Origin of the sequence: Gordonia sp. CPCC 206044 (genome assembly GCF_048537895.1) — a bacterium.
GTDB lineage: Bacteria > Actinomycetota > Actinomycetes > Mycobacteriales > Mycobacteriaceae > Gordonia.
On the sequence record NZ_JBCLVL010000010.1, the window covers coordinates 62,740 to 80,532 of the forward strand.

The 17,793-nt window shown below is 65.4% G+C and carries 20 protein-coding genes and 1 tRNA gene; 10 read left to right on the forward strand and 11 right to left on the reverse strand.

The window, feature by feature from the left end; genetic code table 11:
• The 3 genes from nuoL to nuoN are packed head-to-tail and all read left to right on the forward strand — an operon-like array spanning nucleotide 1 to nucleotide 5,464.
• Entirely contained in the window at nucleotides 1-2,124 is a 2,124-nt protein-coding gene (gene nuoL / locus AAFP35_RS16810) for an NADH-quinone oxidoreductase subunit L (RefSeq protein ID WP_419222777.1), read from the forward strand.
• Nucleotides 2,121-3,761 carry an NADH-quinone oxidoreductase subunit M gene (locus tag AAFP35_RS16815; protein WP_419222778.1) on the forward strand — a complete coding sequence of 547 codons (1,641 nt, stop codon included), beginning with the start codon at nucleotides 2,121-2,123 and terminating at the stop codon, nucleotides 3,759-3,761. Before nuoL ends, AAFP35_RS16815 begins: the two co-directional genes overlap by 4 nt.
• Nucleotides 3,758-5,464, forward strand: a complete 1,707-nt coding sequence (nuoN, locus tag AAFP35_RS16820) for an NADH-quinone oxidoreductase subunit NuoN (protein WP_419222779.1) — start codon at nucleotides 3,758-3,760, stop codon at nucleotides 5,462-5,464. The genes AAFP35_RS16815 and nuoN overlap by 4 nt, the downstream gene beginning before the upstream one ends.
• Nucleotides 5,465-5,597: 133 nt before the next feature.
• Here nuoN and AAFP35_RS16825 read toward each other — a convergent pair.
• The 4 genes from AAFP35_RS16825 to AAFP35_RS16840 all read right to left on the reverse strand — a co-directional run bounded on the left by AAFP35_RS16825 (nucleotide 5,598) and on the right by AAFP35_RS16840 (nucleotide 7,243).
• A tRNA-Ser gene (locus tag AAFP35_RS16825) sits at nucleotides 5,598-5,688 on the reverse strand.
• A gap of 146 nt (nucleotides 5,689-5,834) precedes the next feature.
• Nucleotides 5,835-6,104 carry a hypothetical protein gene (locus AAFP35_RS16830; protein WP_419222780.1) on the reverse strand — a complete coding sequence of 90 codons (270 nt, stop codon included), beginning with the start codon at nucleotides 6,102-6,104 and terminating at the stop codon, nucleotides 5,835-5,837.
• Nucleotides 6,105-6,218: 114 nt separating this feature from the next.
• Nucleotides 6,219-6,662: a nucleoside deaminase gene (locus tag AAFP35_RS16835; protein WP_419222909.1), complete on the reverse strand. Its 444-nt coding sequence runs from the start codon at nucleotides 6,660-6,662 to the stop codon at nucleotides 6,219-6,221.
• A 38-nt stretch (nucleotides 6,663-6,700) separates the two neighbouring features.
• The gene (locus AAFP35_RS16840; protein ID WP_419222781.1) at nucleotides 6,701-7,243 is read right to left on the reverse strand and encodes a tRNA adenosine deaminase-associated protein; all 543 of its coding nucleotides are present in this window, start codon (nucleotides 7,241-7,243) and stop codon (nucleotides 6,701-6,703) included.
• A 75-nt stretch (nucleotides 7,244-7,318) separates the two neighbouring features.
• On the opposite strand from AAFP35_RS16840, the gene AAFP35_RS16845 reads away from it, so the two are divergent.
• The gene (locus AAFP35_RS16845; RefSeq protein ID WP_419222782.1) at nucleotides 7,319-8,308 is read left to right on the forward strand and encodes a prephenate dehydrogenase; all 990 of its coding nucleotides are present in this window, start codon (nucleotides 7,319-7,321) and stop codon (nucleotides 8,306-8,308) included.
• A gap of 43 nt (nucleotides 8,309-8,351) precedes the next feature.
• On the opposite strand, the gene AAFP35_RS16850 is transcribed toward AAFP35_RS16845, so the two are convergent.
• The 5 genes from AAFP35_RS16850 to AAFP35_RS16870 form a co-directional block, all read right to left on the reverse strand.
• Nucleotides 8,352-8,975 (reverse strand): putative glycolipid-binding domain-containing protein, encoded by a 624-nt coding sequence (locus AAFP35_RS16850; RefSeq protein WP_419222783.1) that lies wholly within the window; start codon nucleotides 8,973-8,975, stop codon nucleotides 8,352-8,354.
• Between the two features lie 101 nt (nucleotides 8,976-9,076).
• A complete protein-coding gene (locus tag AAFP35_RS16855; RefSeq protein WP_419222784.1) occupies nucleotides 9,077-9,844 on the reverse strand; it encodes a hypothetical protein in 768 nt (255 codons plus the stop codon).
• Between the two features lie 181 nt (nucleotides 9,845-10,025).
• The gene (gene aqpZ / locus AAFP35_RS16860; RefSeq protein ID WP_419222785.1) at nucleotides 10,026-10,805 is read right to left on the reverse strand and encodes an aquaporin Z; all 780 of its coding nucleotides are present in this window, start codon (nucleotides 10,803-10,805) and stop codon (nucleotides 10,026-10,028) included.
• A gap of 105 nt (nucleotides 10,806-10,910) precedes the next feature.
• Nucleotides 10,911-11,330 (reverse strand): NUDIX hydrolase, encoded by a 420-nt coding sequence (locus AAFP35_RS16865; RefSeq protein WP_419222786.1) that lies wholly within the window; start codon nucleotides 11,328-11,330, stop codon nucleotides 10,911-10,913.
• Nucleotides 11,331-11,452: 122 nt separating this feature from the next.
• Complete coding sequence (locus AAFP35_RS16870) at nucleotides 11,453-11,896, reverse strand: hypothetical protein (protein ID WP_419222787.1); 444 nt, start codon at nucleotides 11,894-11,896, stop codon at nucleotides 11,453-11,455.
• Between the two features lie 418 nt (nucleotides 11,897-12,314).
• Between AAFP35_RS16870 and AAFP35_RS16875 the strand changes: the two genes are divergently transcribed.
• The 4 genes from AAFP35_RS16875 to AAFP35_RS16890 all read left to right on the forward strand — a co-directional run bounded on the left by AAFP35_RS16875 (nucleotide 12,315) and on the right by AAFP35_RS16890 (nucleotide 14,293).
• Complete coding sequence (locus AAFP35_RS16875) at nucleotides 12,315-12,647, forward strand: hypothetical protein (protein ID WP_419222788.1); 333 nt, start codon at nucleotides 12,315-12,317, stop codon at nucleotides 12,645-12,647.
• Nucleotides 12,648-12,728: 81 nt separating this feature from the next.
• On the forward strand, nucleotides 12,729-13,247 hold the full coding sequence (locus AAFP35_RS16880; RefSeq protein ID WP_419222910.1) for a tyrosine-type recombinase/integrase: 519 nt from the start codon (nucleotides 12,729-12,731) through the stop codon (nucleotides 13,245-13,247).
• Nucleotides 13,248-13,311: 64 nt separating this feature from the next.
• On the forward strand, nucleotides 13,312-13,488 hold the full coding sequence (locus tag AAFP35_RS16885) for a hypothetical protein (protein ID WP_419222789.1): 177 nt from the start codon (nucleotides 13,312-13,314) through the stop codon (nucleotides 13,486-13,488).
• A 349-nt stretch (nucleotides 13,489-13,837) separates the two neighbouring features.
• Nucleotides 13,838-14,293, forward strand: coding sequence for a DUF488 family protein (locus AAFP35_RS16890; RefSeq protein WP_419222790.1), 456 nt, complete (start codon nucleotides 13,838-13,840; stop codon nucleotides 14,291-14,293).
• Here AAFP35_RS16890 and AAFP35_RS16895 read toward each other — a convergent pair.
• Together AAFP35_RS16895 and AAFP35_RS16900 are read right to left on the reverse strand one after the other, a co-directional pair.
• Nucleotides 14,290-15,123: a hypothetical protein gene (locus AAFP35_RS16895; protein WP_419222791.1), complete on the reverse strand. Its 834-nt coding sequence runs from the start codon at nucleotides 15,121-15,123 to the stop codon at nucleotides 14,290-14,292. The two genes, AAFP35_RS16890 and AAFP35_RS16895, sit on opposite strands and share 4 nt — an antisense overlap.
• Nucleotides 15,124-15,856: 733 nt before the next feature.
• Entirely contained in the window at nucleotides 15,857-16,318 is a 462-nt protein-coding gene (locus tag AAFP35_RS16900; protein ID WP_419222792.1) for a hypothetical protein, read from the reverse strand.
• A gap of 167 nt (nucleotides 16,319-16,485) precedes the next feature.
• On the opposite strand from AAFP35_RS16900, the gene AAFP35_RS16905 reads away from it, so the two are divergent.
• Together AAFP35_RS16905 and AAFP35_RS16910 are read left to right on the forward strand one after the other, a co-directional pair.
• Complete coding sequence (locus tag AAFP35_RS16905; RefSeq protein WP_419222793.1) at nucleotides 16,486-16,782, forward strand: hypothetical protein; 297 nt, start codon at nucleotides 16,486-16,488, stop codon at nucleotides 16,780-16,782.
• A 618-nt stretch (nucleotides 16,783-17,400) separates the two neighbouring features.
• The gene (locus tag AAFP35_RS16910; protein WP_419222794.1) at nucleotides 17,401-17,709 is read left to right on the forward strand and encodes a hypothetical protein; all 309 of its coding nucleotides are present in this window, start codon (nucleotides 17,401-17,403) and stop codon (nucleotides 17,707-17,709) included.
• Nucleotides 17,710-17,793 lie beyond the last annotated feature (84 nt).

The following is a 17,793-nucleotide window of genomic DNA, read 5'->3' on the forward strand; positions in this document are numbered from 1 at the left end:
GTGGGCACCGAATCGACCGCAGATCTCCTCTGGCTGGTTCCCGCGTTTCCGTTGGTGGGGGCGGCCATCCTGCTCCTGGCCGGCGCCGGGAGCGAAGCGAGCGGGCCGAATCGACACGGCGCCGGGAGCGAAGCGAGCGGGCCGAATCGACACGGCGCCGGGAGCGAAGCGAGCGGGCCGAATCGACACGGCGCCGGGAGCGAAGCGAGCGGGCCGAATCGACACGGCGCCGGGAGCGAAGCGAGCGGGCCGAATCGACACGGCGCCGGGAGCGAAGCGAGCGGGCCGTATCAATCCAGCGCCGGCCTGCTCCGGATCGATCGGTGGGGTCATTGGTTGGCCTGTGCGATGGCGCTGGCATCCTTCGTGCTCGGGCTCGTCATGTTCGTCGGCATGGTCGGCCGGACGGCGGATGCCCGTGCGGTCCACCAGATCTTGTTCAGCTGGGTTCCGGTCGGCGAGTTGCAGGTCGACTTCGGTCTTCAACTTGACCAGTTGTCGATGTGTTTCGTCCTGCTGATCACCGGTGTCGGTTCACTCATCCACATCTACTCGATCGGCTACATGGCCGATGATCCCGGCCGTCGGCGGTTCTTCGCCTACCTCAACCTTTTTTTCGCCGCGATGCTGGTGCTGGTGCTGGCCGACAATTACCTCGGTCTCTACTTCGGTTGGGAGGGCGTCGGCCTGGCTTCCTATCTGCTGATCGGTTTCTGGCAGCAGAAGCCGTCGGCGGCCACCGCGGCCAAGAAGGCGTTCGTGGTCAACCGGGTCGGCGACGTCGGGTTGGCGATCGCGCTGATGATCCTGTTCGCCACATTCGGCTCGGTGTCGTTCGAAGCGGTGTTCGGGGCCGCCGATCAAGCGGGCGAGAGTGTGCTCACCGCACTGGGTTTCATGCTTCTGCTGGCGGCGTGCGGCAAGTCTGCCCAGGTGCCGCTTCAGTCGTGGCTCGGCGACGCGATGGAGGGCCCGACGCCGGTGTCGGCGCTGATCCACGCCGCGACCATGGTCACCGCGGGCGTCTATCTGATTGCACGTTCCAATCCGATATTCGACCTGGCCCCGCACGCGCAGGTGGGTGTGACCGTCGTCGGTGCGGTCACGCTGTTGTTCGGCGCGATCATCGGCTGTGCGAAGGACGACATCAAGAAGGCGTTGGCGGCGTCGACGATGAGTCAGATCGGCTACATGGTCCTGGCCACCGGTCTGGGGCCCGCAGGCTACGCCTTCGCCATCATGCATCTGTTGACGCACGGCTTCTTCAAGGCCGGGTTGTTCCTCGGCGCCGGTTCGGTGATGCATGGGATGGACGACGAGACCGACATGCGCCGCTTCGGTGGTCTGCGCACGGTCATGCCGATCACCTTCGCCACCTTCGGACTCGGCTATCTCGCGATCATCGGGTGCCCGCCGTTCGCGGGCTTCTTCTCCAAGGATCCGATCATCGAGGCAGCGTTCGCCAAAGGCGGGTTGAGCGGCTGGCTACTCGGCGGCGCAGCGCTCCTGGGCGCAGGCATCACGGCGTTCTACATGACACGGGTGATGCTGTTGACCTTCTTCGGTGAGCGCCGGTGGAAGACCGACGTCCATCCGCACGAATCACCGGGCGTGATGACCGGTCCGATGATCCTGATCGCCATCGGCTCGGTGGTCTCTGGAGCGCTGCTCGCCTGGGGCGATTCGCTGGTGTCCTGGCTCGAACCGGTCGTCGGCGAACATCATGCCGAGTTGTCGGTGCCGACCTGGGTGGTCACCGTCGCGGTGCTCGTGGTGGTCGCAGCGGGCGTGCTGATCGCCTGGCGGCAGTACGGTACGCGACCGGTCCCCGAGAGTGCCCCTGACGATGTCTCCGCACTCACCGTCGCGGCCCGCCGCGATCTGTACGGCGACGGATTCAACGAGCGCGTGCTGATGCGCCCCGGACAGGAGCTCACCCACGCACTCGTCGTCGTCGAGGACGAGGGTGTCGACGGCGTGACGACCGGTGTCGGCCAGAGCGTCTCGTGGCTGTCGCACCGAATACGTGGATGGCAGAACGGCTACGTGCGTTCGTATGCCTTGTCGATGTTCGCGGGCGCGATCCTCGTCGTCGCCATGGTGATGGTGGTGAATGTGCTGTGAACATCCCCTGGTTGACGATTCTGTGGTTGCTGCCCGCGGTGGGAGCCCTTGCGGTGCTGTCGGTTCCGAGGACACGAGCCGACGTGGCCAAGTGGGTGGGTCTGCTTGTCTCGATCGCGGTGTTCGCGGTCGGGCTGGGCCTGGCGATCGGTTTCGACCGCGATCGCGGTGGTGTCGGGGCTGCCGATCGTTATCAGTTCACCGAGGATCACAGTTGGATTCCCGCGTTGGGTACCCGATACACATTGGGGCTCGACGGGATCGGTCTCGTCCTCGTGTTGCTGACGGTGGTGTTGGTGCCGCTGCTGATCGTGGCCGGGTGGCGCGACGCCGACCACTCGGGCTCGCTCGACCATGCGGGGGGTCGCCGGCAGAAGGGTGTGCACATCTACGTCGCGCTGACGCTGAGCGTCGAGGCGATGGTGCTGATGAGTTTCGTCGCACTCGACATCCTGCTCTTCTACATCTTCTTCGAGGCGATGCTGATCCCGATGTATTTCCTCATCGGCGGATTCGGCACCGGCGCCGGTGTGGACCGCAGTCGTGCCGCGGTGAAGTTCTTGCTGTACAACCTGTTCGGCGGGCTGATCATGCTGGCCGCCGTCATCGGTCTGTACGTCGTCACCGCACGGTCGGATCTCGGTTCGGATGGGAACGGCAGTTTCGATCTGCGGGCCGTCGTCGAGGCCGCGTCGTCGGGGCAGCTCGACGCAGGCTCGGGCGTGCTCAAGTTGCTGTTCTGCGGCTTCATGTTCGCCTTCGCCGTCAAGGCCCCGTTGTGGCCGTTCCACTCGTGGTTGCCCGACGCCGCGGTGTCGGCAACGCCGGCGGGTGCGGTGTTGATGATGGCGGTGGTGGACAAGGTCGGCACGTTCGCCATGTTGCGCTACTGTCTGCAGCTGTTTCCCGATGCCTCACGATATTTCGCGCCGTTCATCGCCACCCTCGCGGTGATCGGGATCGTGTACGGTGCGGTCTTGGCCATCGGCCAGACCGACGTGATGCGTCTGATCGCCTACACCTCCATCTCCCATTTCGGTTTCATCATCCTGGGCATCTTCGCGTTGACCAGCCAGGGGCAGACCGGTTCGACGCTGTACATGGTCAATCACGGGATCTCCACGGCCGCGTTGTTCCTCATCGCCGGGTTCCTGGTATCGCGTCGCGGCAGCCGCCTCATCGCCGACTACGGCGGGGTGCAGAAGGTGGCGCCCGTGTTGGCCGGAACGTTCCTGATCGCCGGTCTCGCCACCCTGTCGCTGCCGGGCCTCGCCCCGTTCATCAGCGAGTTCCTGGTGTTGATCGGGACCTTCACCCGCTATCCGGTCGCCGCGATCGCGGCGGCGAGTGCCCTTGTGCTGTCGGCGATCTACGTGCTCTGGCTGTACCAACGGATGATGGGTGGACCACCTCGGCACCTCGAGGGGCCGGGCGCGGCCACCCGATCCATGCGGGATCTGCACGGCCGTGAACTCGTGGTGGTGACACCGCTGATCGCGCTGCTCCTGGTGTTCGGCCTGTACCCGAAGCCGTTGCTGGACATCATCGATCCGGCGGTCACCCACACGATGAGCACGATCGGCCAGCAGGATCCGCAGCCCACGGTCGGTTCCGGGACGGACGGAGGCTCGAAATGACGGTCGAGCATCTCGCGGCGATCACCCCGCCGAACATCGAGTACGGTCTGGTCTCCCCGATGTTGATCGTGTTCGGCGTCGCCGTGGTCGGCGTTCTGGTGGAGGCCTTCTCGCCGAGACGGTTTCGCTATCCGATCCAGATCGTGCTGTCGCTGGGCGGGTTGGTCGCGGCGTTCGCGGCGGTGGTGGCGGTCGCCGCCGCCGAGTTCACCGACGGCCGGGACGGTCAGTTCGCGATGTCCGGGGCGGTGGTGATCGACCGGCCCGCGCTGTTCGCGCAGGGGTTGCTGCTCCTCGTCGCGATCCTCACGGTTGCCTTCCTGGGCGAACGGCAACTCGAGCGCGTGGTGGCGGCACCGGGACGCATACGCCGCGTCAGCGACGGCCCAGGCGCCGCCGCCCAGTCGTCCTTCCAGGGCCAGGCATCCCTGGAGTCGGTGCGCGCCGACATGTTCACCCCGTCGGGCGCGTCGGTCCCCAACACCGACGCCGAGTTCGAGGCCACCCGGGCCGGCGGCCTCACCACCGAGGTCTTCCCGCTCACCCTGCTCGCCGTCGGCGGCATGATGCTGTTCGGGGCCTGTGGCGATCTGCTGACCATGTTCATCGCACTGGAGGTCTTCTCCCTACCCCTCTACCTGTTGTGCGGGCTGGCACGTCGTCGTCGACTGATCTCCCAGGAGGCCTCGCTCAAGTATTTTCTGCTCGGGGCGTTCTCGTCGGCGTTCTTCTTGTTCGGCGCGGCATTCGCCTACGGCGCGACCGGGTCGCTGCAACTCGGCGAGATCGGACGCTCCATCGGAGTCGCCGTCTCCGAACCCGGCGGCGACACGATCCTCCCACTGCTCGCCCTCGGACTGCTCGGCGTCGGTCTGCTGTTCAAGGTCGGTGCCGTGCCGTTCCACGCCTGGATTCCCGACGTGTACCAGGGCTCACCGAGTCCGGTCACCGCATTCATGGCGGCAGCCACCAAGATCGCCGCGTTCGTGGCGTTGCTGCGCGTGTTCTACGTCGGGTTCGGCGATCTCAAAGACCAATGGGCACCGGCACTCTGGGTGATCGCGATCGCCACCATGCTCATCGGCGCGGTGATGGCGGTGACCCAGACCGACATCAAACGCATGCTCGCGTACTCGTCCATCACGCACGCGGGATTCATCCTCCTCGGGCTGATCGCCTTCGACGATGCCGGGCTGGCCGCATCGCTGTTCTACCTTGCCGCCTACGCCTTCTCGACCTTCGGTGCTTTCGCCACCGTCGCGGTGGTCCGCGAGCCGGACCGACCATCCGGCCCTCACCTGTCCGGTCGTGAGGCCACCGAGATCTCCCAGTGGGCCGGACTGGGTCGTCGGTATCCGCTCGTCGGCGCGATGTTCTCGATGTTCCTGTTGGCGTTCGCCGGGATCCCGTTGACGAGCGGGTTCATCGCGAAGTTCGACGTGTTCGCGGCCGTCGGCGGCGCAGGCGGCGGTGTCCTGGTGGTGGTCGGTGTGCTCGCCAGCGCGATCGCTGCCTACTTCTACATCCGCATCATCGTCGCGATGTTCTTTGCCGATGTGCCCGTCGACGCTCCGCACGTGGTGAAGCCGAGCGTGTTGACGACGGTTCCGATCGCGGTGTGCACCGTGGTCACCATCGTGTTGGGCGTCTTCCCGCAACCGGTGCTCGACCTCGCCGAGAACGCCGGCCGCTTCCTCACCTGATCGGGGGCGCCGGCGACAGAAACCTCATGTCGGAGAATTCACCTTCGCGCGCGCCAAGGTGGATGCTCGGAAATGAGGTGGATGGCCCACTGCCCATAATGGCCCCCTACCCGTACAGGTAGGGGGCCATTCGTGGCGGTGGCGGAGGGATTTGAACCCTCGGTACGGGGTTACCGCACACAGCATTTCGAGTGCTGCACCTTCGGCCGCTCGGACACGCCACCGCGGAAGACTGTACCGCAGTCGGCGCCCAGCATTAAATTGGCAGGTCAGAGACCCTTCGTGACGCTCGCACCCGCTCGTCGGGCAGCACGGGGCACGCGAACTCGCACGTACACGGAGAGCCGCGCGGGGAACGACGGAGTAGAGATCAGTGTCCGCCGAGCTTGTCGCGGAACTCGCCCAGTTTCGACTTCGCCGTCGAGAGCGCGCCCTGCACCTGGTCGCTGTTGGCGATCTCGGTGAACTTCTCCTTCGCCGAGTCGACGGCGCCTTGGACCTGCTCGTTGTTCGCGATCTCGGTGAACTTCTCCTTGGCCGAATCGACGGCGCCTTGGACCTGCTCGCTGTTCGCGAACTCGCTGAACTTCTCCTTGGCTGCGTCGACCGCCTCGGTCACCTTGTCTGTGGGGTCGGCCATGTCACCCTCCTCGGGTTCTGCGGGCACCGCGGATGCGTGCCCCTATCCCCAATGTGCCAGAACACAGGCAGAAAAGGACCCTGAAGTGCACCCTGATTCGTACCCGCGGGATCCTCAGGGTCGGTCGTCGCGGCGCGCGGCGAAGAAGTCCAGCATGAGCGCCTTGCACTCGTCCTCCAGGACGCCGCCACGCACTTGAGGACGGTGCGTCAACCGCGGATCGCGTACGACGTCCCACAACGACCCGACCGCGCCGGTCTTGGGCTCCCAGGCACCGAACACCAGCGCGTCGACCCGCGCCAGGGTGATCGCCCCGGCGCACATCGTGCACGGTTCCACGGTGACCGCCAGGGTGCAGCCCGGCAGACGCCAACCGTCGCCGTAGCGTGCGGCGGCCATCCGCAGTGCCAGGATCTCCGCGTGGGCGGTGGGATCGCCGTCGGCTTCCCGACGATTGGCCGCCCGCGCCAGCTCGACGCCTGCCGGGTCGAAGACGACCGCACCGATGGGGACGTCGTCGGGGCCTGCGGCGCGGGCCGCGGTGAGCGCCGATCGCATCATCGACTCCCACGCCGCCGACGACGTGCCCGACGGGGTCAATGCCCCAATGTGTCGAGCACCTTGGACAACTCGTCGGCGAATCCCAGTCGCGCGGCGATCATGCCGACCTGTTCGTCGGCGTAGAGGTCGGTGTCGCCGACGATGATGCTCATGACCGCGTCCGGCAGGCCCAGATCGGCGAGGACGCCGAGGTCGCCCTCTTCCCAGGGGTCGACGTCGTCGAGTTCGTCGGGATCGAGGTCGGGCACCTCGATGTTCATCTCGTCGAGTGCGTCGGCGGCGATGTCGTAGTCGACGGCCGCGGTGGCGTCGGAGATCAGCAATTGGGCGCCCGACGGCCCCGGCCGGACGATGATGAAGAACTCGTCGTCGACGTCGAGGAGACCGAATACGGCACCGGTGGCCCGCAGGTCACGCAGCTGTCGTTCGGCCTCGCCGAGGTCGAGGAGGGCGGACCGTTCGAGTGCGGTGACCTTCCATGAGCCCTCGTCGCGGACGACGGCTACCGCAAATCCTTCGATGTCGTCGTTGACCTGTTTGTTCGAACCACCCGATACGTCCGTGCCGGCACCTGCCATGCAGGTCACCGTAGCCGTAAACGGCGAGGCACCCAAGTCCCCGCAGGTGGGCACGGCGCCGGACAGGGCCGGTCGATGTGGGAATCTGAAGGGGTGACCGCCGCAGCTGACCGTCCCGTGCTCCTCGACCGACCCGTCTGCATTCTCGGACTGGGCCTCATCGGCGGTTCGCTGCTACGCGCCCTGCACGACGATGGCGGCACCGCCTACGGCTACAACCGTTCGCCCGACACCGTCGACGCCGCCACGTCGTCCGGGTATCAGGCGTCCGGCGATCTGGTCGCGACGTTGCAGCGGGCGGCCACCGACGACGCGGTGATCGTCCTGGCGACGCCCGTGACGACCATCGACGCGTTGCTGCCCACCATCGCCGAACATGCCGCGACATGCCTGCTCACCGATGTGATCAGTGTCAAACAGGCTGTTGCCCAATCCGTTTCGAAACATGCAGCCGGCATGCGGTACGTCGGCGGCCATCCGATGGCCGGAACCAGCCGGTCCGGGTGGGAGGCCACCGACCCGCATCTGTTCTCCGACGCGATGTGGATGGTCACGACAGAAGACGACACCGACGCCGACGACTGGTCCACGGTCGCGTCGATCGCCCGGGCAGTCGGGGCATTCGTGGTGCCGGCGGCACCCGACGCGCATGACCGTGCGGTGGCGGCGATCTCACATCTGCCGCACCTGACGGCGGGGGCCACCGCCGCCGTCGGTGCCGGCGAGAGCGACCTCGCGCTGCGCCTGGCGGCCGGGAGTTTTCGTGACGGCACGCGGGTTGCCGCAACGGCTCCCGCATTGCAGCGGGCGATGTTGGAGGCCAACGGGATCGCCCTGCTCAACGTGTTGAGCGAGACGATCGACCGGCTGATCGCCGCGCGCGACGAGCTACGGGATCAGGGCACCGTGGAGATCCTGGTCGACGACGGTCATCGCGCGCGCCTGGCGTACGACGCGATCGCCGGTGCGGCGCCCGCCCCCATCACCGGGGTCACCATCGGCGCGCCGGGCTGGGCGGAGGAACTGCGACGGCAGGCCCACCAGGCACGCGTGTGGCTGGGCTGAGGCAGGTTCCGGGGCTTCGGCCGATCGAGGAGATCCGGTCGACTCAGACCCGGGTGGCCAGGCCGGCGTAGTCCACCACGAAACCGTTCGCGTCGACGGTGAGTGTGGAGGTGACCACGGGCGAGACCACCTCGATCGAGTCCTCGCCCGCCGTGTAGTGCAGGGTTGCCGGCTCCACCACGCCGCCCGGCAGGTAGAGGTAGGCGACCGGCACGTCGAGGTCCCCGGCCCGCTCGTGGAGGCGATGCCGTCGGATCGGGAGCGCATTGAACATGGGCGAGAGAGCCAGATCGACGTCCTCGGCCCCGTTGAAGTCGCTGCGCTGCGTTCCGTCGGGCGTCTGCACGAGCCAGTTGTGCTCACCATCACGGGTGATGCCGAGCTGTGTGATCCCACTCTCGCGCAGCAGATGCACAGACAGCCGCTTGGTGACGCCGGCATCGTTGGTGATCAGCTCGTACGACGCCGAGAACGCTTCGTGGTCGTCGGTGGCCGCCGCGATGATGCGACCGTAGGCCTTGATGCGGTCACCGGAGACCTGCAGGCGCACCTGTTCGAGCCGGTCGGCGCCCACACCGCGCCAGGTGACCATCGACTTGAAGTCGGCGGCGGAGGTGGCGGTCTCCGGGGAGGCGGCGTTCTCTGGGGCTGTCTGCGAGGAACTCACAGGTCTACGGTAGCGACCCGGACACCCCACCACACAGTCGATGCGCGCGATGGCCACCGCGATCCATGATCCAGGTCACGCCGTGATGTGGGCCGACCATCTCAGCCGCGGCAGGAGACCGTCCGTCGGGTCGACGTCTCGGTGATCTGATCGGACGCGATCGTCTGGCCGTCGACCTTGATCTCACACGACGCCGCGCCGCGCCCGGCCAGTACCAGGATGCGCAGCGGATTGGCGTTCGCGGTGAAACTGACCGTCCACGGACTCGGCGCGCCGACGGTCGTCCGCAATCCCTCGGCATCCACGTAGAGGATCGTCGTCGCCGTCGATGCCGTCACCTGGTAGACGACTTCTTTGCCCGCAGGCGACGCCGGGTCGTTGGGGACCACCCCGGGGATCTCGTCGGAACCCCCACCGGGTTCCTGTCCGGGCGCGGTCGGCAGCCCTGTCGGCGCCTCGGGGATGACCATCGGCAACGTCGGCTCAGTCGCGGTTGTCGACTCGTCGTCCCGCAAGGCGGCCCGACCGACGGTCAGAGCGAGCAGGCCGAGTGCAGCCACCGCCACGAGTGCGAGCACCCCGACCAACCGACGGTCCGACGCCTGCTCGCGACGGCGGCGCCCATCGGGTTCCGGTAGGCCAGCGGCCTCCTCGGGCGCCCTCGGCGGACCACCGTCGGCACCTGCGCCTGCCGCCGGACCGGCAACAGGCGCCTTCTGCCCGGGTACGAAGATCGGCGTGCCGTCGGGCCCGTAGCCCAGCGGTGGATAGAGCTGCGGGTGCAGCGGGGTCCGGTAGAGGTCGTCGGCAGGCGGACCCGAGGGCGGGTCGACGGGTGGACGCGGCTGTTGCCCGGTGGGCTGGCCCATCGTCGACCTCCGTCCGCAGTCTGTCGGTGTCCGGCGTGATGACCGGTACCTCCGACAGTACGACGCCGCGACGGGGACGTCCGCCGCCCGGGGCGCCGGCGACCGCAACTCACCCATCGATGCCGGTCACAACGCCGACGACGGGATCGATCGAGCTGCGGCACTTAGCCGACACGTGCGGTCAGGACGCGGAGGACTCCTTGGACCCCATGCCCGCGATCGCCAGCTTGCCGTTCTCGAACAGCAGCGGATAGAGCAGGCCACCGATCACACCGCCGACCAAGGGCGCCACCCAGAACACCCACAACTGGCCCGGCGCACCGTTGGCGTTGAAGAAGGCCACGCCGGTCGAGCGCGCGGGGTTGACCGAGGTGTTGCTGATCGGGATGGAGATGAGGTGGATGAGGGTCAGCGTCAGGCCGATGGCCAGGGGACCGAATCCGCCCGGTGCGCGACCGTCGGTGGCACCCAGCACGACGATGAGGAAGAACGCGGTGAGCAGGATCTCGGCGATGATGACCGCGCCGAGTCCGTATCCGGCAGGGCTGTGGTCGCCGTAACCGTTGGCGGCCATGTTGCCGACCCGGTCGAACCCGTCCTTGCCCGATGCGATGACCCAGAGCAACAGTCCGGCGAGCAGACCGCCGACGACCTGGCAGATCCAGTAACCGGGCAGGTCTTTCCACGACAGGCGACCACTCACGGCAGCCCCGAGGGTGATCGCCGGGTTGAAGTGCGCGCCGGAGATGTGACCGACGGCGTAGGCCATGGTGACCACGGTGAGACCGAATGCGAGCGCCACACCGAGGTAGCCCACGCCGACCTGCACCAACGTGCCGATGTCGTCGCCCTCGGCAACTTGTTTGGCAGCGAAGATGGCGGTACCACAACCGCCGAAGACCAACCAGAATGTGCCGAAGAGTTCGGCGGCATAGCGCGCTACGGGTGATGGAGCGGTCATGCGAGATCCTTTCATCTCTTTCGGCGCTCTAAAGACCCCCCTGAGGGTTTACCGTAACGGACCGAGGTTGAAATGCTGTGAATCTTGTGAAAATTGCGGCGCGCGTCAGGAGTCGGCGGTGGCTCGCAGCGCCGGGACCACGTGGTCGACCAGGAGCGGCGCGAGGTCGTCCGGGAGCGGTCGCACTTCGACGTCGAGCCAACGGATTTCGGCGATCTCCGCGGCGGGAGTGATGATCGGGTCGACCCTGTCGTGTTCGAAAACCGTTGCGACGAGATCGAATCCGTCTTCGTTGGCGGCAGCACACCGAAACCGCCCCCACCGGAGCAGCGCATTGTCGGCGACCGTGAGCCCGATCTCTTCGGCACATTCGCGGACGGCGGCCTCGATATCGGACTCCCCCGGTTCGGGTTTGCCGCCGGGCAGCATGAATCGCTGCGTGCCCCGTTTGCGCACCGTCAACAGACGACCGGCGTGGTCGCGGATGACGACGCCGCTGACGACGATGGTCGACGCTTCCGGCATGGAGGTGATGGTAGTCGCGGGCCGATTCCGGCCGCGGCCCGGATCGCCCCGTTCAGGACGCCATGTCCGCACATGACGACGGCCGGGACCGCCATTGGTCCCGGCCGTCGGACATGTGAGGCTCAGCTTCGCGCGGGAATCCACGATCCGCGAGCCTGGATGGCCTCGATCACCTCGTGATGACCGGCGATGGCCTCCTCTTCGTTCTCGTACCGCACGTACGCGCCGTCGTCGGGACCGCCGAAGAGCATGGTCTCGAACGATTGGCCGAACAGTCGGATGCCGATCCACGTGGTCGCGACATCACAGTGGTCGGCCTCAGTGGGCGGTGTCGCAACCATCGAATGCAGGTCGGTGAGTTCGGTGATCGATGCCACCCCACCCTGCTCGTCGAAGGCGATCCGGTGGACGACGATTCGTCGATACCCCGGGTCGTCCTGGAGCTCGACGCACTTGTTCAGCGACAGCGGGTTCCCTTCCCGGTCGACGTACTTCGGCGTGTCATCCCACGAGTAGCGAGCGATCTCGTCGTGATCGTGCTCGTCGTGATCATGTTTGTCGGTCATGGCCATGGCCCCCTTCTATGGTCGTTCCCGAGGACTATCGGAGTCGATCGGTCCGGCGTGACAAATGCCAGCGCACAGGCGTTCCGGTGCGGCGCGGCCGTCGCGGAAGTAGCCACCGAGAGAGAGGTGCGGGCAGCCGTCGAGAGGGCGAGAACAAAATCCCGCCACCGATGGGTACCGGTAGCGGGATCTGTGGTGCGCTCGTAGGGATTCGAACCCCAAACCTTCTGATCCGTACGGGGATTCGGCCACCAACGTCGTCGATATGACCACATCATCGCAGGTCACACCCAGACGCCGGCACCTACACCCTGTCGACCCCAAACCAGCAGCGGCGTCCGCAGCCTGACTGCAACTCGAATCCTCGAATGACGAGGATTTGTCGAATCCAGATTCAGTTCCCCCAGAATCCAGACCCATGAGACAAAACAACACAGGACGTTCCAAGCCGGTGCCGCTTGCCTGGCAACCTCTGATCGCCGGATACCTCCGGCATCTTCGGGCCCTTGGACGTCCAAGCACCACGGTCAACTCGCGTCGCGAGCAGATCGAAGGAATGGCTCGTGCGCTCAACTCGATCAAGCCCGCCGATGTCACCCGCGGCGACATCATCGGCTATCACGCGGATCAGACCTGGGCGCGCGAGACGCGCCGCACCCACCGGAACGCCGCGGTGTCGTTCTTCACCTGGGCATTCACGACCGAACGCCTGTCGGGTGTCAACCCGGTAGATGGTCTTCCGACCGTGTAGGCATCGGAGCCGGCACCGCGGCCCGCACCGAACCGTGTCGTTACCGTTGGCATGGCCACTCCTTCACCGCGGGTTCGCCTTATGCTGCGGTTGTCGGTGGAGCAGGGGCTACGGCGCGCAGAAGTCGCAGTCGTGTCCACCGATGACCTCGAGGATGCGCTCGACGGACCGATGCTGCCGGTACACGGCAAGGGCGGCAAGGTGCGCGTGATCCCCGTCAGCGACGATCTGGCAAGCGTGATCGAGGCTGGCGCTGCTGGCCACACGCCGGGCGCGGCACCGACCGGCTGGCTATTCCCCGGCAACGACAACGGTCATCTGGCGCCGCGACGCGTTGGCGAGCTGTGCTCAGAGGCATTGCCTGGGACGTGGACCATGCACACGCTTCGCCACCGTTTCGCAACACGCTCATTCCAGAGCAAGAAGAACCTGCACGCAGTTCAGATCCTGCTCGGCCATGAGTCGCTGGCGACCACCGAACGCTACGTCGGCGTTGACCCTGCCGAGCTGCGCGAAGCAATGCACGGGGCCGTCGACAGTTCTTACCGCCGCACCATGTGGGCAGTGCCTCCCGATCCCGACGATTGCATGGCGGCATGACACCCGAACAAGCGACCGAACACCACGAGATCGACCCTGGCGAGACAAGAAGACGAGGGGACAGATGAGCAGTACAAACAAGGCGATGATCACCATTGGTACCAGCATGCTCGCCACCATCGGCCTGTTGATCGGCATAGCGACGAACACGTGGGCACAGGTCACGTTGTCGGCATTCACAGCCCTAGAGGCCGTGGCCCTCGTGCTCCTGGCACGCGATCGGCGGCGTGATCATGCCTGAGTACGAAGGCATCTGAGTTGCATTTCGAGCAGATGGTTCGCGGAGCTCGACGGCGGTGCGTTCTACCGGATCGAGATGCACCCCGGGCGGCTAAGGGCTGCGTGGACACCCGCTCATACCGCAGCGACCACCCCTTCTTTGGAGCGAGCCATCGCGCGAGCCCGCCGCCATCACCGCGAGCGAGCCAAGCTCGTGAGGAAGGGTGCGTAACCAGACATGCCCGCATGTGGACGCCCGCCTCGCCTGCTCGACTCGCACCAGAGATATCGAATTGCGCATTGCCTCATTAAAATTCGACACATACTGATACCTGGGGATGGTCCTCGAGCATCAGGCCATAATTGACTCTGTGACGAACACTGAACACACCCGCGGGACTCTCGTCAGCGTCGGCTACGAAGGCAGGTCTGCGAGCGATCTGATTACCCAGCTTGTCGCAGCCGATGTACAGGTACTCGTGGACGTTCGCCTGACTCCCCTCAGCCGGAAGCCAGGCCTGTCGAAAACAAAGCTCTCCGCAGCACTCGACGCAGTCGGTATTGATTACATCCACCACCGCGCACTCGGGAACCCGAAGGACAACCGGGTGGGGTTTCGCGCAGGCGACCCACACTCGATCGATCGTTACCGTGCGGTACTCGACGGCGACGCCGCAGGTGAAGCGCTCGCGCACGTGGTCGAGTTACTCGACGACGGCGCGGTCGCCTTGCTGTGTTTCGAGCACGATCACAGTCAATGCCACCGCCATCTGGTTGTTGATCGCCTACTGGCCGACCGCCCAGACGCTCAGGTCGTGCACGTCTAGAACAGACCAAGTTGGCGATCTTCTGCCTGTTGTTTCGGCCACCAGGTGCCCAATACCGAGAATGACCCTCGGTGTTGGTGTTGGTTCCCGATGAAAAAGTAGAGATCACGGTCGCTGGCGGTCATCTGATCGGCCCACTTTCGCCTGATCTCCTCAATTGCGAGGTCGCCGTACTCTCGCTTCCACTTCCGCCCTGCTTGTCCGAGCTCCCAGTCCAGGACCTTCTGCCGGTGCCCGTCGCAGCCGTCAGCTTCACAGGTGTACTCGTAATGGACGTTGTACGGCATCGGCTCGAGAGGCCGAAGACCCGGACCGAACAGCGTCGGCTGACTTGCGTCCGCGATCTTCCTCAGTTGGCCAGCATCCCACGGTCTACCCTCTGACACCGAAACATCGGTGACGTGGGGCTTGATCATTCCCAGAGATCGCGCAGGGTCACTCATCCTTCCACTGACCGCATCTCGCCGAAGGTCGCAGGTAGTGGTCATGCCAGGAAGCTCGCCGAGCAGATCCCGGCGTCGCCTCCACGTACCCCGGTCGGTGTCGATGCGATCGAGATGGACGACTGTTTGCTGATCTGGCCGATGAGACTCGACACGCGGGTCAGTACTTCCATGGGGCGTCACGTGAACTTCGATGACCTCGTACTTGTCGAACTGTGCGCCTTCATCCACACTGCGGAATCTCACAGGGTAGAGACGGATCCACTCAGGTTTCTCGCCATCGAGTCGGACACCCGCAACACACACTGTCTCTTCGTATTTCGCAGAGGGGTTCGGATACGTCTTCACCGTGATCAGGACACGTGCTCGCTCGTAACCCGGCTTCATTTCCACACCCACCTCCAAGCAAATCGGCTCGGATCTGCAGAAGGTGAACTGCCACTTTGTCCTGGACCCCCGACAGATCGCACCGGTGAGACTAGCGGCGAGGCGACGCTGAGGTTGCCGCTTTCGCTGAGGTCAGTCGCCTAGATCGGCTCGAGAGTAGCGTCGGCGGACGCCGAGTTGGCGTTGGACCGCCCAAGGATCGCGCTCGCTGCAGCCCTGACCGCGACGCTTGTGGGGTTTGCACATCGCGCAGCCGCGCCACGATCGAGATGGGTGATGGTTGGGCATGTGGTGCCCTCCTGGTGACTCCAGCCAATGGCCGAAGAGAGCTACGCTACTCCGTTGCCGTAGGCTGCGCCCGAAACCGACGGAGAGATAGGTGTGGAAGTGACGGCGAAGGGGTGGCTTCCGTGGGCGTTTATCGGCCTCGCAGCGGTGATCGTGCTGATCGGCAGCGGCAGTCTGTCAGCCTCAGAGATCGGCGCCCGCCTGACATTCGTGGCGGTCGGAGCAGCGATCGTAGCCGCGATTCAGTCGCGCGGGCCGAACACGAGAGGCTGATTGCGGATGATTCACCTCTGAGACGTGACCCGGTGGAGCACGCCGTACATGGCGGCACACACGATGTCGGCCGACGGGACGTTCGGTCAGCTTTCGTTGGACGGCGAATGGTTGGCGCGCAGCCAGACCCCTGGCTGAAGCTGGCTCAGCATGTCCCGTCGCCACGAAACGGTTAATCAGCCAGATATCCGGTGTCCGGATCAATCTGTGCCAGAAATCGTGCACAAGAGTCCCGATGCACAGACAACGGCGGGTAAAGGTGCTCCTGAGGTACTGGTCCGCCGACACTTCGCACACCTGAGCCGAAGCCGTAATCGTTAGGTCCTGTGTTCCAGTCGTAACTGAACTCGCCTGGTTGATGCACGGTCACGGTGAATATCTCGCCGTCGATCTCGATCTCGACTGGTCCGCTCTTCTCGGTCAAACGCTCGTCGTCCCTGTCGTCTGCAGGCAGTTCGATGTTCAAGCCGAGCGCGATCTCCGACGAGGGAACATGCGCGACAAGCGAGATCAGCTCGCGCGCCATCGGGTCGACTCCGATGAGTCCGTGCGCCTGAGTGAGCACCGGCTCGCCATCGAAGCTGTCGACCAGTTCGGGCACGCGGATCATCCACCAACCGTCTTCGCGCGTCACGTCCACTCGGTACATCGTCATTTCTGCTCTCTCTCCGAGCCTTCATACTGTCCGACTAACACCCCGGGACGTGCACTCTGCTCCCGATGGTCTCCGATAGCGACCGGGGCGTCGACCAAGTATCCTCGCCCCTTGGCATTAGAGACGCGCCTGATACCGTCCGGTCGATGTTCTCCGACGCACTCGCGGCCGCAGGGCTGCAGGACTGCGCCGAGCAGCCATCCGCGTGCCCCAGCATCGCCCCCGATGTCGGGGACCTCTTTCTCCGACTCGGCGGGGTCTCCGTGGCGATCACCGCAGCTCTGGCCTGGCTGGTGTTCGCGGTGCTAGCCACCATCGACATCATCGTCACACCCACCGGGGCCCGCCGGGGCATCAGGTGGATCGCCGTAGCGTGGCTCGTCCCGATCATCGGCCCCGTGCGGTGGTACAAGCTCACTCGGCCGTCACATATTCGTGATTAGTGACCTTGGGTGATGTGGCCTGGGAGGGGGTGTGGACCGCATGGTGCGGTTTTGGGTTCTTCTCGATGACGAACCTCCGATGACTGCTGTTGCGGTGGGGGAAGCGGCGTCGTTCAGCGTTGGTGGGCGGTGGAACCGGACCGATTCCCGGACGAGTCACTAACTCGCATTCCTTCGGTGGAGGTCATCGAGCAAGACGGGGATGCACTCGTGAGATCAGCAATCAGTCAGTCTTTCGCTGCGGCGCTCAGTGGCGATACCGCCAGGTCCAAACCTGGACATCCGGGGCTGGCCGTCGAAGATCCGTACATGTGGATGGACGTGCACGCACCCCCAAGTTTCGAGGGGATCGTGGAAGACGTTCGTTACCTGTGGTCACGCACTTGGCCGGCGGGTGATGTCGAGCGGGTGACCAGAGAAGGGACGAACAACTTGCCCGGACAGTTGTGGGCAGCCGGGAAGGTGGTTCGCGTCACTGTTGAGTAGAGCCTCACGGCCTTCCACACTGCGGCGGAGAGTCACTCACTCGGCGCTCAGTTATCGGCGAAGGTGTCCCGCGAGCTGCACTGAGACCCAGGATCACCAGCGCTCTCAGGCGGGGCTGATACCGTCCGGGCGATGTTTTCCGACGCACTCGCGGCCGCGGGCCTGCAAGACTGCGCCGACTACCCAGACGCCTGCCACGAGCTCAACGACTGGTTCAGGAACCTCCTCATCGGCCTGGTCGGATTGTCCGTGGGGATCACCGCAGCTTTGACCTGGCTAGTGTTCTCGGTCCTGGCCACGATCGACATCATCGCCACGCCTACGGGGACCCGACGGGGCATCCGGTGGATCGCGGTTGCGTGGCTCGTCCCGATCATCGGCGCCCTGCGGTGGTACAAACTCAGTCGGCCACCACATACGTCGACGTCTGCTCAGGAGTGAGAAGCCACGCCCCTCCCATGATGGCTGCAACGAGGGCCAGGACGTCGAGGATCATGCAGGGTAAGACGCGGCCGCTGTCAGATC